The organism is Pseudomonas sp. RA_15y_Pfl1_P11 (assembly GCF_963970975.1).
Taxonomy (GTDB): Bacteria; Pseudomonadota; Gammaproteobacteria; order Pseudomonadales; family Pseudomonadaceae; genus Aquipseudomonas; species Aquipseudomonas tritici.
Window position 1 is genome coordinate 302,440 of the sequence record NZ_CAXAOY010000005.1, and the last position, 13,667, is coordinate 316,106.

The following is a 13,667-nucleotide window of genomic DNA, read 5'->3' on the forward strand; positions in this document are numbered from 1 at the left end:
ACTATTGTCCCAACTTCAGGCGAGCTGTCTCGCCACTGGTGAACGGCGCCACGTCTACAGGCTGGCCGTTATAGACCACCTGCGCGCCCCGGGCGAAGCCCAGACGCAGCGTCAAAGGAGGCTTGCCGCCCTGATCAAGGGTATCTCCCTTACGCTTCAGACCGCTGAACAGCACTTTGCCATTGCCATCGGTGAGTTGCGTCCAGCAATCAGCGACGAAGGTGATCTGCACGCGGCCATCACCGGCGATCAGCGCTGGGGTGGTGGGCGGCGAAATCGCAGGGGCAGCTGGTGTGGTAGTCGCTGGCGCTTGCACTGGGGCGGTCGATGTATGGGGCTGGGCAGCCGGAGTGTGAGCCGGCGCATCTGGCGTCGCAGGTACGTCGGCGGTCGCGGCTGGCGCGGCTTCCGGTACGGGTTGCGCGGCGACGGGTGCTTCAGGCGCGGCCTGGCCCTCGGCAACAGCCTGGTCTTCGGGCTCATCCAACGGATGAATCTGAGTGGTGCCGTCGGCGCTTTCGACTTCGACGTGCTCCATGGCGTTGCTGGTCATGTCCTTGGTGCGCTGGGCGGCCTGGTCTTGCCACCAGAAGAAACCGCCGCCAATGACAGCAATCAGCAACAACAGGCTGACAATTCGCAAAATAGTGTGGGAAACCCGCACCGGCTCTTCGATTCGACCCAAGCCATGCACATTGCTGCCTTGGGAGTCGGTACCGGTGAATTGATCGAATTGCTGGACCAATATGGCCTGGTCAATACCCAGCAATTTGGCATAGGCACGGATATAGCCACGGGCAAAGGTATGCCCAGGCAGCTTATCGAAGGCGCCGGCTTCCAGATTGCCCAGGGACGTCGTGGTCAAATTGAGCTTGAGGGCCACTTCCGCCAGCGACCAACCATTGCTTTCGCGGGCCTGACGCAAGGTGTCGCCTGGGTTTACGCGATTAGCTGCTACAACTTCCGGGTGCGACGCTTTCATCATTGCTCCGACAGGTATTGCTGATATTCCGGCGTACCGGGATAGAGTCGTTCGAGTTGCTGGCCAAAACGTGCGGCTGTGTCGCGTTCTTCATGAACCGTTGCCAAGCGCACACCGAGCAATAGACTACGTGCATTTTGCCCGCTGAGCAGGCTAAAACGCTCGTAATAGTCACGTGCCGGCACATAATGCCTGTCTTCGTAGGACAACTCAGCCATTTCGAGCAATGCTCGAGGCTGGCGACCATTCAAATGCAGGGCTTTTTCCAGTTGTTGGCGGGCGCTGTCGCGTTGGCCGAGACGCATGGAAGTCACCCCAAGGTTCTCGAACACCCGCGAACGCTCAGGATAAAGGGTATCGGCGCTGGCTTGCTGGAAATAACGAGCGGCCTGGTCATAACGTTTCTGCGCAAACAGGAAGCTGCCGTAATTGTTCAGCAGCCGCGGGCCTGCGGGTTTTGAGGCGAGTGCCTTGAGGAAATACTGCTCAGCCAGTTCAGGCTCGGCCTGGGCCTGGAACACCAGTGCCAACGCGCCATTGGCGTCAGCATCGTCGCTGTCCAGCTCAAGGGCCTTCTTCAAAGGCACCTTGGCCTGCTCGTTCATGCCTTGCTGCAGGTAACCCATGCCCAATTGCACATAGGCAACTCGCGCCTCATCACGGCCTTTACCCGTGTGCATAGGGCTGTCATAACCCGATGAAACACAACCGGCCGCGAGACCGGTAACAAGCAAAAGCAGCGCAAGGCGCAAGGGCATAGAGATCCTCTCTCAGATTCGATTCACAGCAATCAGCGGCAAATCGTCGGCGGCGTTCAGTTCGCGTCCGGCGATATAACGTTCGCTGCGGCGGGTGCGGTCCATCACCTGCCCTACTAATTGGCCACAGGCGGCGTCGATGTCTTCACCACGGGTGGTGCGCACGGTGACGTTGTAACCGGCCTGGTGCAGTTGATCCTGGAAACGACGGATGGCGTTGTTGCTCGGCCGCTCGTAGCCAGAATGAGGAAACGGGTTAAACGGAATCAGGTTGATCTTGCACGGGGTGTTCTTGAGCAGTTCGATCATCTCGACCGCGTGCTCGACCTTGTCATTGATGTCCTTGAGCATGGTGTACTCAATGGTCAAGACGCGCTTCTCGCCCAACGTTGCCATGTAGCGCTGGCAAGATTCGAGCAGCATCTTAAGCGGATACTTCTTGTTGATTGGCACCAATTGGTTACGCAATGCGTCATTCGGTGCGTGCAGCGACAACGCCAGGGAGACGTCGATGTGCTTGGCCAGCTCATCGATCATCGGCACCACGCCAGAGGTCGACAGGGTCACACGGCGCTTGGAGATGCCGTAGCCCAGGTCGTCCATCATCAGGTGCATGGCCGCGATCACGTTGTCGAAGTTCAGCAGCGGCTCACCCATGCCCATCATCACCACATTGGTGATGGCACGGTCGACGGTCGCCGGGACGCTGCCAAAGGATTTGTTGGCAATCCACACCTGGCCGATGACTTCAGCGGCGGTGAGGTTGCTATTGAAGCCTTGCTTGCCGGTGGAGCAGAAACTGCAGTCCAGGGCACAGCCTGCCTGGGACGAAACGCACAAAGTGCCACGTTTGCCCTGGGGAATGTAAACGGTCTCGACGCAACTGCCGGACGCCACACGCACCACCCATTTACGGGTGCCGTCGGTGGAGATGTCCTCGCTGACAACCTCGGGACCACGGACCTCAGCAATGGCCTTGAGCTTGTCGCGCAGGGCCTTGCTGACGTTAGTCATGGCGTCGAAATCGTCGACGCCAAAGTGGTGAATCCATTTCATTACCTGACCGGCACGGAAGCGCTTCTCCCCGATTGAGTCGAAGAATTTCTCCATTTCCGGCTGAGTCAGACCCAGCAGGTTGGTTTTCACAGTCGATGTAGTCATGGATTCACCCTCACTCTTTAAGCCAATGCTTAGCGAGCGGTTACTTCAGTAGCAGCGAAAAAGTACGAGATTTCGCGAGCAGCAGCGGCTTCGGAGTCCGAACCGTGTACAGCGTTGGCGTCGATGGATTCAGCGAAGTCAGCACGGATAGTGCCGGCAGCTGCTTCTTTAGGGTTGGTAGCGCCCATCAGCTCACGGTTCAGAGCGATAGCATTTTCGCCTTCCAGAACCTGAACAACAACAGGACCGGAGATCATGAAGGCCACCAGGTCGCCGAAGAAGCCACGAGCGCTGTGCTCAGCGTAGAAGCCTTCAGCTTCAGCTTTGGACAGTTGCTTGAGTTTCGAAGCTACAACCTTCAGGCCGGCTTTTTCGAAACGAGTGGTGATCTCGCCGATGACGTTTTTTGCAACAGCGTCAGGCTTGATGATGGAGAAAGTACGTTGAACAGCCATGGTGTAACTCCAGAAACGGTAATTTACGAAAAATTAAACCCGCGAATTATACGCGGGTTATTGGGTATTGCCTAACTGCGTAAAAAGGCGGTTCAGTCTGCTTCTTCGATCCACAGGCCTTGAATCGCCTCCAGGACCTTTTCGCCACCCCGGTCAGGGATGTCGTCGAAGTCCGGCAGCGCCATTACCAGATTGCGCAGCTTGACGAAGTTGACCGTAAGAGGATTGACCTCAGGATGAGCTTCAGCAAGTTGTATAGCGATTTCTTGTACATCAACCCATTTCAGGCTCATGACATTTCCTTGAATCAATGCGGCGCTTCGGCTGCATGGTTGAGGGAATATTTCGGAATTTCGACGGTAATGTCTTCCGTCCCGACCTTTGCCTGACAGCTTAGACGCGAAGTCGCTTCCAGGCCCCACGCGCGGTCAAGAAAGTCCTCTTCCAGCTCATCAGCCTCTTCAAGGCTGTTGAAGCCCTCGCGGATCACGCAGTGGCACGTGGTGCAGGCGCACACACCGCCGCAGGCGCTTTCGATCTCGATGTGGTTGTCATGGGCAACTTCGAGGATGGACTTGCCGGTCTCAGCCTCCACGACCATACCGTCCGGACAGTGCTCGGCGTGTGGCAGAAAAATGACCTGCGGCATTAATTATTCCTCGATTTCATTCAGGTTGCGTCCCGCCAGGGCAGCTTTTACCGACTGGTCCATGCGGCGGGCGGCAAAGGCATCGGTCACTTGTGACAGACGCTTGGTCTGCTGCTCGATGGCGTAACCATCGGTGCCTTTCATCAGTTCGGCCAACTCCTGCATCTGCAGGTCGATGACCATGCGCTCTTCGGCGTCCAACAGGCGCTCGCCGTCAGCATCCAGGGCGCCCTGCACCGCTTCGAGCAGACGCTGGGCGTCGACCTGTTGCTCGCGCAACACGCGGGCGACCTTGTCGTCACCGGCATACTGGAACGAGTCCTTGAGCATCTTTGCGATTTCGCCATCGGTGAGGCCGTAGGACGGCTTTACCTGGATGCTGGCTTCAACGCCGGACGCCAGTTCACGGGCGGCCACGCTGAGCAGGCCGTCAGCATCCACCTGGTACGTGACGCGAATCTTCGCCGCACCCGCCACCATCGCCGGAATACCGCGCAATTCAAAACGCGCCAGGGAGCGGCAATCGCTGATCAGCTCGCGCTCGCCTTGCAACACATGGATCATCATGGCCGTCTGGCCATCTTTGTAAGTAGTAAAGTCTTGGGCGCGGGCGACAGGAATGGTGGTGTTACGTGGAATCACCTTCTCCATCAAACCGCCCATGGTTTCCAGCCCCAGGGACAACGGAATCACGTCAAGCAGCAGCAGCTCGCCGCCATCGCGCTTGTTGCCGGCCAGGGTATCGGCCTGGATCGCGGCACCAATGGCGACCACTTGATCCGGGTCGATTTCAGTCAGCGGCTGGCGACCAAAGGCTTCAGCGACAGCGTCACGAACGCGCGGCACACGGGTGGAACCACCGACCATGACCACGGCACCGACATCTTCCAGCTCGATACCGGAATCACGCACGGCGCGGCGGCAGGCTTTCAGGCTGCGGGCGACCATCGGCTCGATCAACGCATCGAAGGCTTCGCGCGTCAGTTGGGCCGACCAAGTGCCGTAGGACACTTCAACAAATGCAGCCTCCGTCAGCGCTTCCTTGGCGGCGCAGGCGGTTTGCAGCAGGTTGCGCTGCTCGCCCGGGTCGAGGTCGGCAGACAAGCCGGCGCTGGTGATGATCCAGCCCGCGATGGCGTGATCGAAGTCATCTCCGCCCAAGGCGGTATCACCACCGGTGGCCAGGACTTCGAAGACACCGCCAGTCAGGCGCAGGATCGAGATATCAAAGGTGCCGCCGCCCAGGTCGTAAATGGCAACCAGGCCTTCGGCATGCTGGTCCAAACCGTAGGCCACAGCGGCTGCGGTGGGCTCATTGAGCAGGCGCAGCACGTTTAGGCCGGCAAGTTTCGCCGCGTCCTTGGTGGCTTGGCGCTGGGCGTCATCGAAATAGGCCGGCACGGTGATCACCGCCCCTACGAGTTCGCCGCCCAAGGTGGTTTCTGCACGCTGGCGCAGCACCTTGAGGATATCGGCCGACACTTCCACCGGGCTTTTCAGGCCCTGGACGGTGTCGATAAACGGCATGTGGGATTCGCCGCCGACAAAGCGATACGGTAGCTGGTCGCCCAATTGCTTGACGTCGGACAGACCACGCCCCATCAAGCGCTTGACCGATAGCACGGTGTTCAACGGATCGGTAGACGCTGCCAACTTAGCCGACTCACCGACTTCGGTGCGATCAGCGTGATAGCGCACGGCGGACGGCAAGATAACCTGGCCATCGGCGTCGGGTAGCGGTTCGGACAGGCCGCTGCGCAAGGCAGCAACCAGGGAATTGGTGGTGCCCAGGTCAATCCCGACCGCCAGGCGACGCTGGTGCGGTTGGGGGCTTTGGCCGGGTTCGGCGATTTGCAGTAGGGCCATGGTAATCAGGTCTTATCTGTCTATCAGGCGTGCATCACGGGCAGCACTGGGTTAATCGTCGAGGCGCTCTTCTAGCTGGCGCACTTCGTAGGTGAGCTTGTCGAGGAACTGCATGCGCCGCATCAGGCGTTCGGCCTGTTCACGTTGCGCTGCATCATTCCAACAAGCTGCGAAGCTTTCGTTGAGCTCATCCTGGGCCACTTTCAGACGACGCTTGAAGACCGCGACGCCAGCCACATCGGCTTCGTCCTGCAAGTCTTCGAGCTCTTCGCGCCACTGCATCTGCTGCATCAGGAAGTCGGGGTCGTGCACCGTGACTTCAAGCGGCAACTCGCCACCGTTCATCGCGAGCAGGTAACGCGCGCGCTTGGGTGGGTTTTTCAGCGTCTGATAGGCTTCGTTGAGGCTGGCCGATTGCTCCAGCGCCAGGCGTTGCTCACGCTCGGAAGCGTCAGCGAAGCGGTCCGGATGCACGCTACGCGCCAATTCGCGGTAGCGCGTAGCAAGCTGCTCAAGATCCAGCCGAAAGCTCGGCTGCAGCTCGAATAAAGCGAAATGACAAGGAGTGCCCACGAATAGCCTCAGATGTTGAAGCTTTCGCCGCAGCCACATTCACCGCGTACGTTGGGGTTGTTGAACTTGAAGCCTTCGTTCAACCCTTCCTTGACGAAATCGAGCTCGGTGCCGTCCAGGTAGGTCAGGCTTTTAGGGTCGATGATCACTTTCTCGCCGTGACTTTCGAACACCTGGTCTTCCGCAACCACCTCGTCGACAAACTCCAGCACGTAGGCAAGGCCGGAACAGCCCGTGGTGCGAACACCCAGACGAATCCCCTCACCTTTACCGCGCCCATTCAGGGAGCGGCGAATGTGCTGCGCAGCCGCTTCTGTCATGCTGATAGCCATCGTTGACTCCTTACCTGTCGCCAAATGCTTAGATCAAGCCTTTCTTCTGCTTGTAGTCGCGAACGGCCGCCTTGATGGCGTCTTCTGCGAGTACCGAGCAGTGGATTTTCACGGGCGGCAACGCCAGTTCTTCGGCCAGCTGGGTGTTGCTGATAGTGACAGCCTCATCCAGGGTCTTGCCTTTCATCCATTCGGTCGCCAGGGAGCTGGAGGCGATGGCCGAACCGCAGCCGTAAGTCTTGAACTTAGCGTCTTCGATAACGCCAGCGTCGTTAACCTTGATTTGCAGGCGCATCACATCGCCGCACGCCGGAGCGCCAACCATGCCGGTGCCGACATCAGGGTCTTCCGCGTTCATCTTGCCGACGTTGCGCGGGTTTTCGTAGTGGTCGATGACCTTTTCGCTGTAAGCCATGGTACTGAATCCTCACTCATCAGGGCCGCTCTGGAACCCTGTAGAAACGCCTGCGTTTTCCGCCACGTTCCTACAGAGCTGGGGTGGCGGCTTCTATAGTTAGTGTGCCGCCCACTCGATCTTGGAAATATCGACACCGTCTTTGTACATGTCCCACAGCGGCGACAGAACGCGCAGCTTGTTGACGGCTTCGCAAACTTTCTGCGCGGCGTAGTCGATTTGCTCTTCGGTGGTGAAGCGGCCGAACGTAAAGCGGATAGAGCTGTGCGCCAGTTCGTCGTTGCGGCCCAGGGCGCGCAAAACATACGAAGGCTCAAGCGAGGCCGAGGTGCAGGCCGAACCGGACGAAACCGCCAGGTCCTTGAGCGCCATGATCAGCGACTCGCCTTCGACATAGTTGAAGCTCAAATTCAGGTTGTGCGGTACGCGGGCGGTCATGCTGCCGTTGACGTACAGCTCTTCAAGGTTCTCGACCTGCTTATAGAAGCGATCGCTGAGTGCCTTGATGCGCACGTTTTCGGCAGCCATGTCTTCCTTGGCTACGCGAAAGGCTTCGCCCATGCCAACGATCTGGTGGGTCGCCAAAGTGCCAGAACGCATGCCGCGCTCGTGACCGCCGCCGTGCATGGCGGCTTCGATGCGCACACGTGGCTTACGGCTCACGTACAGGGCGCCGATGCCTTTCGGGCCGTAGGTCTTGTGGGCAGAGAACGACATCAAGTCGACTTTCAGTTTCGACAGATCGATGTCGACCTTGCCGGTGGACTGAGCAGCGTCGACGTGCAGCAGGATGCCCTTGGAACGGGTCAACTCGCCGATGGCCGCGATGTCGTTGATGGTGCCGATTTCGTTGTTCACGTGGATCACGGAAACCAGGATGGTGTCTTCACGCATCGCGGCGTCGATCATCGCTGGGGTGACGATACCGTCGGTGGTTGGCTCAAGGTAGGTCACCTCGAAACCTTCACGCTCCAGTTGGCGCATGGTGTCGAGGACAGCCTTGTGCTCAATCTTGGTGGTGATCAGGTGCTTGCCTTTGGTCGCGTAGAAATGCGCCGCACCCTTGATTGCCAGGTTGTCGGACTCGGTGGCACCGGAGGTCCAGACGATTTCACGCGGGTCTGCGCCAACCAGGTCGGCGACCTGGCGACGGGCGTTCTCGACCGCTTCCTCAGCTTTCCAGCCGAATACGTGGGAACGGGAGGCAGGGTTGCCGAAGTTTCCGTCAACCAGCAGGCACTCGCTCATCTTTTGCGCGACACGCGGGTCAACCGGGGTGGTCGCTGAGTAATCAAGGTAAATCGGCAATTTCATGGACTTTCTCCTAATCAGGCTGGCTGGCGTGCCGTTAGCTCTTCGGCTGTCACTCGACGGCGGACGCTTCAATCTTGTCCAGACGCGGCGCCTTGGTGTTGCAACGGCGCTGGTCCTGACGCTGGGCTACTTCTTGCACCTCACGGCGAGTCACAAGATCAGCCAAGCTGATACCACTCAAAAACTCATGGATCTGCAGGCTCAGATCGCACCACAAGTGGTGCGTCAGACAGGTGTCGCCGGCGTGGCAATCACCCTGGCCCTGGCATTTGGTCGCGTCGACGGATTCGTTGACCGCGTCGATCACCTGAGCCACCTGGATGCCCTGCATGTCGCGGGACAGTTGATAGCCGCCACCCGGACCACGCACACTGGAAACCAGATTGCTACGGCGCAACTTGGCGAACAGCTGCTCGAGGTAGGACAGGGAAATGCCTTGTCGCTCGGAGATATCGGCCAGGGACACAGGCCCAGTTTGCGCGTGCAAGGCCAAGTCAAGCATGGCGGTCACCGCGTATCGGCCTTTTGTAGTCAGTCTCATGGACAAGTACCAAGGTGTTTCAGAATGGGAGCAAGTATGCGATTCCCGAGTATTTAAGTCAACTATAAGACCTAGTACTTTAGTCAGGATTAGCCGTAAAAACGGCGCGCGAATCATAGCAGGATGGGGTGGGGACGAACAGCAGCAACAAGGTCGAACGGAAATTGCAAGGCCAGAGGATATCAAATAGGGGAGCTAGCTTGACTGCGATAGCGGTGTATCAGCACCACATGGGGTAGCTGGCATACCGCTATCGCCGGCAAGCCAGGCCCCACAGGGGAACGCGTTCAGCCAGCCTTGGTGGCGGCGGTTTCGTCCTTGATCTCGGCAAAGTCTTCCTCGCGCAACTCAGGCAGATCCTTCGCGCAGTAAGGGCTACCCAGATCCTTCAACGCACCGCACATACCCTCCAGCTTGCCGTCCACCGCTTGTAGGTGGTCAAGCAACTGGCCAATGGCGCGCGCCACCGGGTCGGGCATGTCTTCGCTGACACCATAGGCATCGAAACCGATCTTCTCGGCCATGGCCTTGCGCTTGGCTTCCTGCTCGTCGCCGACTTCCGGCTTGACGATGATGCGACCAGGAATGCCAACAACGGTCGCGCCAGGCGGCACGGCCTTGGTCACCACAGCATTGGAACCCACCTTGGCACCGGCGCCGACGGTGAACGGGCCGAGTACCTTGGCGCCCGCCCCTACCACCACGCCATCACCCAGTGTCGGGTGGCGCTTGCCTTTGTTCCAGCTTGTGCCACCCAAGGTCACGCCTTGATAGAGCGTCACGTCATCGCCGATCTCGGCAGTCTCGCCAATCACGATGCCCATGCCATGGTCGATGAAGAAGCGGCGGCCCACTTTGGCACCCGGATGAATCTCAATCCCGGTCAGCCAGCGCCCAAAGTTCGACACCAACCGCGCCAGCCATTTCCAGCCCATGCCCCACAACGCGCCGGACAGGCGGTGAATCCAAATCGCGTGCATGCCGGGGTAGCAGGTCAGCACTTCAAAGGCGTTGCGCGCCGCCGGGTCACGATGGAAAACACTCTGGATATCTTCTCGCAAACGCTCGAACATTTTTAATCCTTCCGCTTAAGAAGCTCGCCACGGGCCGCTTTCTGGGTTTCCGTGAGGATTCCACGCAATATATTCATTTCGGCTCGACTCACGGAACTGCGTCCGTACAGGCGACGCAGGCGCGCCATCAAGTGCCGGGGCTTGTCCGGATCGAGAAATTCGATGGCCACCAGGGTTTGCTCCAGGTGCTCATAGAATCGCTCCAACTCGTCCATGGTGGCCAACTCGCCACTTTTGGTCGATGCGACTTCATCCTTTTCCACTTTGCTCGGCTGCCCCTCAGCAGCCAGCCAGGCCATGCGCACTTCGTAAGTTAACACCTGCACCGCTGCCCCGAGATTCAGCGAGCTGAACTCAGGATCTGATGGAATGTGCACATGGTAATGACATCGCTGCAGCTCTTCATTGGTCAGGCCGGAATCTTCACGCCCGAATACCAAGGCGATTTCAGCGCCGCCAGCGGCCTCTTCCACCACTTTGGTGCCGCACTCGCGTGGATCCAGCAGCGGCCAAGGGATGCGACGGTCGCGGGCGCTGGTGCCGAGCACCAGGTTGCAGCCAACCAAGGCGTCTTCCAAGGTGGCAACGACCTGGGCTTTTTCCAGGAGATCATTGGCGCCGGACGCGCGAGCATCGGCCTCGTGGTGCGGGAACAGGCGCGGCTCGACCAGCACCAGGCGCGTCAGCCCCATGTTTTTCATGGCTCGCGCCACCCCACCGATGTTGCCGGGATGACTGGTATTGACCAAGACGACACGAATGTTTTGCAGCAAGGGAGGCGCTCTCGGACACGGGAAAGGGGAGCAAATCTTACAGAACAGCCTAAGGTTATGCCATGAAAGCTAACGTCGTCCTTCACCTGAAGAAAGTTTCTGCTAAACTGCCCGGCTTTCTTTAACAACCTTAGGTGACCTATCCATGCAGCCCATGCTGAATATCGCGCTGCGCGCCGCCCGCAGCGCCAGTGAATTGATCTTCCGCTCCATCGAGCGCCTGGATACCATCAAGGTCGACGAAAAAGACGCCAAGGATTATGTATCCGAGGTGGATCGCGCCGCCGAACAGAAAATCATCGACGCTCTGCGCAAGGCCTACCCTACCCACGGCATTCTCGGTGAAGAAACCGGCCTGCACAAAGGTAGCGGCGAAGGCGAAGACTACCTGTGGATCATCGACCCACTGGATGGCACCACGAACTTCCTGCGTGGCATCCCGCACTTTGCCGTGAGCATCGCGTGCAAATACCGTGGCCGCCTGGAACACGCTGTTGTGCTGGACCCGGTCCGCCAGGAAGAATTCACCGCCAGCCGTGGCCGTGGCGCCCAACTGAACGGTCGTCGCCTGCGCGTCAGCGGTCGCACCAGCCTCGACGGCGCCCTGCTGGGTACCGGCTTCCCGTTCCGTGACGACCAGATGGACAACCTGGAAAACTACCTGGGCATGTTCCGCGCCCTGGTTGGCCAGACCGCTGGTATCCGTCGCGCTGGCGCAGCTAGCCTGGACTTGGCTTATGTGGCCGCCGGTCGTTTTGATGCGTTCTGGGAGTCGGGCCTGTCCGAATGGGACATGGCGGCAGGCGCCCTGCTGATTCAAGAAGCTGGCGGCCTGGTGAGCGACTTCACCGGTGGTCACGACTTCCTGGAGAAAGGCCACGTGGTTGCCGGCAACACCAAATGCTTCAAGGCAGTGCTGACCGCGATCCAGCCGCACCTGCCGGCTTCGCTGAAGCGTTAAGCGAGCAGGCACAAAAAAGCACCCTTATGGGTGCTTTTTTATGCCTGGGATTTGAGGCTTGCCGCAACTACAGCAACAACACAAATCAATTGTGGGAGGGGGTCTGACCCCAATTGCAGGGGCCAGCACCTAATAAGCTGACTGAACCACCGCTATCGGGAGGCAAGCCCCTTCCCACATTTTTGAACCCACACACATTTTTGCATCTGTACCAGGCTTGGCATTACTGCTGGTTCTGGCCCAGCACCAAACGCCCTTCCTTGTCGACTGGAATCTGGCCGCCTGGATCACGATCCATACGCACCGAGCCTTCCTTGCCATCCAAGGTGTAACGCACGTCATAGCCGACAACCTTGTCGCTGATGTCGTTGACGGTGTTACAGCGAGTCTGGGTAGTGGTGTAGGTATCGCGGTTCTGCATGCCTTCCTGAACCTTGTTACCGGCATAACCACCGCCGACCGCGCCGGCTACGGTAGCCAGCTTCTTACCATTGCCGCCACCGACCTGATTGCCCAGCAGGCCACCAGCGAGCGCACCGACCACGGTACCGACGACCTGATGCTGATCCTGCACCGGCTTCTGCCGGGTTACCGCGACGTCCTTGCAGACCTCACGCGGGGTTTTGATCTGGGTTTTCACCGGCTGCACCGCCAGCACTTGCGCATACTCAGGGCCGCTTTTTACCAGGCTGTAGGTGGCGACAGCACCCCCGGCAGTCACACCGACAGCACCCAATACCGCACCAACCAGTAACGACTTGTTCACGTTGAACCTCCTGACCATCACAAACGGACCGAACGATCCGCGCTACACCCAGCCTTGGAGCAAAAAAAAAGGCACGAGTTCAATACTCGTGCCTTCTTTCTAACAGCAAGTCAACGACACCCCATCAAGGGCGGTCGTCGACCTCCTTGCCGGTAGCGGCAGGAGGGATCAAGTCTTCGCTGTTGAGGTTCAGCCAGATCAGCACCACGTTGGCGATGTAGATCGACGAGTAGGTACCCGCCAGCACGCCGATGAACAGCGCCAGGGAGAAGCCCCACAGGTTGTCGCCGCCAAAGATCATCAGCGCGCCAATCGCCAGCAAGGTGGAGATCGACGTCGCCATGGTCCGCAGCAGGGTCTGCGTGGTGGAGATATTGATGTTCTCGATCAACGTCGCTTTGCGCAGTACGCGGAAGTTCTCACGAACCCGGTCGAATACCACGATGGTGTCGTTGAGCGAGTAACCAATGATCGCCAGCACGGCCGCCAGAACGGTCAGGTCGAAGGTGATCTGGAAGTACGCCAGGATACCCACGGTCACGATCACGTCGTGGATCAGCGACACAATGGCGCCGACACCGAACTTCCACTGAAAGCGGAACGCCAGGTAAATCATGATACCCGCCAGCGCCATCAGCATGCCGAGGCCGCCCTGGTCACGCAGCTCTTCACCGACTTGTGGGCCGACGAATTCGACGCGCTTGACCGATGCCGGGTTATCGCCGCCGACCTTCTGCAAGGCTTCAGCTACCTGGTGACCCAGTTGCGGGTCTTCGCCTGGCATACGCACCAGCAGATCGGTGGTGGCACCGAAGCTTTGCACGACGGCTTCGTGATAGCCGGCCTTGACCAGCTCGTTGCGCACCACGGTAACGTCGGCCGGCTTCTCGTAGGTCAGCTCAATGAGCGTACCGCCGGTGAAGTCCAGACCGTAGTTGAGGCCCTTGTGGAACCAGCTGAACAGCGCCAGAACGGTAAGGAGCACAGTGGCGCCGAACGCAATCTTGCGAACGCCCATGAAGTTGATTGTACGTAACATGGCAGCCCC

The 13,667-nt window shown here is 59.0% G+C and carries 17 protein-coding genes; 1 reads left to right on the forward strand and 16 read right to left on the reverse strand.

The window, feature by feature from the left end; all coding sequences use genetic code 11:
* Position 1 precedes the first annotated feature (1 nt).
* From AACY44_RS08860 to trmJ, 14 genes are all read right to left on the reverse strand, one after another.
* On the reverse strand, positions 2 to 982 hold the full coding sequence (locus AACY44_RS08860) for a RodZ family helix-turn-helix domain-containing protein (protein ID WP_339435981.1): 981 nt from the start codon (positions 980 to 982) through the stop codon (positions 2 to 4).
* Positions 982 to 1,740 (reverse strand): type IV pilus biogenesis/stability protein PilW, encoded by a 759-nt coding sequence (pilW, locus tag AACY44_RS08865; protein WP_339470735.1) that lies wholly within the window; start codon positions 1,738 to 1,740, stop codon positions 982 to 984. The genes AACY44_RS08860 and pilW overlap by 1 nt, the downstream gene beginning before the upstream one ends.
* A gap of 12 nt (positions 1,741 to 1,752) precedes the next feature.
* Positions 1,753 to 2,901, reverse strand: coding sequence for a 23S rRNA (adenine(2503)-C(2))-methyltransferase RlmN (gene rlmN, locus AACY44_RS08870; protein WP_049711635.1), 1,149 nt, complete (start codon positions 2,899 to 2,901; stop codon positions 1,753 to 1,755).
* Between the two features lie 29 nt (positions 2,902 to 2,930).
* Entirely contained in the window at positions 2,931 to 3,356 is a 426-nt protein-coding gene (ndk, locus tag AACY44_RS08875) for a nucleoside-diphosphate kinase (RefSeq protein ID WP_003175956.1), read from the reverse strand.
* Between the two features lie 92 nt (positions 3,357 to 3,448).
* On the reverse strand, positions 3,449 to 3,649 hold the full coding sequence (iscX, locus tag AACY44_RS08880; RefSeq protein ID WP_032879605.1) for a Fe-S cluster assembly protein IscX: 201 nt from the start codon (positions 3,647 to 3,649) through the stop codon (positions 3,449 to 3,451).
* A 14-nt stretch (positions 3,650 to 3,663) separates the two neighbouring features.
* The gene (gene fdx / locus AACY44_RS08885) at positions 3,664 to 4,005 is read right to left on the reverse strand and encodes an ISC system 2Fe-2S type ferredoxin (RefSeq protein ID WP_015885743.1); all 342 of its coding nucleotides are present in this window, start codon (positions 4,003 to 4,005) and stop codon (positions 3,664 to 3,666) included.
* A 3-nt stretch (positions 4,006 to 4,008) separates the two neighbouring features.
* Positions 4,009 to 5,871, reverse strand: coding sequence for a Fe-S protein assembly chaperone HscA (hscA, locus tag AACY44_RS08890; protein ID WP_339420554.1), 1,863 nt, complete (start codon positions 5,869 to 5,871; stop codon positions 4,009 to 4,011).
* A gap of 51 nt (positions 5,872 to 5,922) precedes the next feature.
* Complete coding sequence (hscB, locus tag AACY44_RS08895; RefSeq protein ID WP_049711633.1) at positions 5,923 to 6,444, reverse strand: co-chaperone HscB; 522 nt, start codon at positions 6,442 to 6,444, stop codon at positions 5,923 to 5,925.
* 8 nt (positions 6,445 to 6,452) lie between these two features.
* Positions 6,453 to 6,776 carry an iron-sulfur cluster assembly protein IscA gene (gene iscA / locus AACY44_RS08900; RefSeq protein ID WP_003175963.1) on the reverse strand — a complete coding sequence of 108 codons (324 nt, stop codon included), beginning with the start codon at positions 6,774 to 6,776 and terminating at the stop codon, positions 6,453 to 6,455.
* Between the two features lie 28 nt (positions 6,777 to 6,804).
* Positions 6,805 to 7,191 carry a Fe-S cluster assembly scaffold IscU gene (gene iscU, locus AACY44_RS08905; RefSeq protein ID WP_003175965.1) on the reverse strand — a complete coding sequence of 129 codons (387 nt, stop codon included), beginning with the start codon at positions 7,189 to 7,191 and terminating at the stop codon, positions 6,805 to 6,807.
* 99 nt (positions 7,192 to 7,290) lie between these two features.
* Entirely contained in the window at positions 7,291 to 8,505 is a 1,215-nt protein-coding gene (locus AACY44_RS08910) for an IscS subfamily cysteine desulfurase (RefSeq protein WP_339420553.1), read from the reverse strand.
* A gap of 49 nt (positions 8,506 to 8,554) precedes the next feature.
* Positions 8,555 to 9,046, reverse strand: coding sequence for a Fe-S cluster assembly transcriptional regulator IscR (iscR, locus tag AACY44_RS08915; protein WP_065874522.1), 492 nt, complete (start codon positions 9,044 to 9,046; stop codon positions 8,555 to 8,557).
* Between the two features lie 287 nt (positions 9,047 to 9,333).
* On the reverse strand, positions 9,334 to 10,119 hold the full coding sequence (gene cysE / locus AACY44_RS08920) for a serine O-acetyltransferase (protein ID WP_339435980.1): 786 nt from the start codon (positions 10,117 to 10,119) through the stop codon (positions 9,334 to 9,336).
* A gap of 2 nt (positions 10,120 to 10,121) precedes the next feature.
* Positions 10,122 to 10,892: a tRNA (cytosine(32)/uridine(32)-2'-O)-methyltransferase TrmJ gene (gene trmJ / locus AACY44_RS08925; RefSeq protein ID WP_065874520.1), complete on the reverse strand. Its 771-nt coding sequence runs from the start codon at positions 10,890 to 10,892 to the stop codon at positions 10,122 to 10,124.
* A gap of 145 nt (positions 10,893 to 11,037) precedes the next feature.
* On the opposite strand from trmJ, the gene suhB reads away from it, so the two are divergent.
* Positions 11,038 to 11,853: a type III secretion system regulator SuhB gene (gene suhB / locus AACY44_RS08930; protein WP_003175971.1), complete on the forward strand. Its 816-nt coding sequence runs from the start codon at positions 11,038 to 11,040 to the stop codon at positions 11,851 to 11,853.
* A 223-nt stretch (positions 11,854 to 12,076) separates the two neighbouring features.
* Here suhB and AACY44_RS08935 read toward each other — a convergent pair whose 3' ends face one another.
* Together AACY44_RS08935 and secF are read right to left on the reverse strand one after the other, a co-directional pair.
* The gene (locus tag AACY44_RS08935; protein ID WP_339435979.1) at positions 12,077 to 12,619 is read right to left on the reverse strand and encodes a glycine zipper 2TM domain-containing protein; all 543 of its coding nucleotides are present in this window, start codon (positions 12,617 to 12,619) and stop codon (positions 12,077 to 12,079) included.
* Between the two features lie 124 nt (positions 12,620 to 12,743).
* Positions 12,744 to 13,658, reverse strand: coding sequence for a protein translocase subunit SecF (gene secF / locus AACY44_RS08940; protein WP_339420643.1), 915 nt, complete (start codon positions 13,656 to 13,658; stop codon positions 12,744 to 12,746).
* Positions 13,659 to 13,667: the final 9 nt, after the last annotated feature.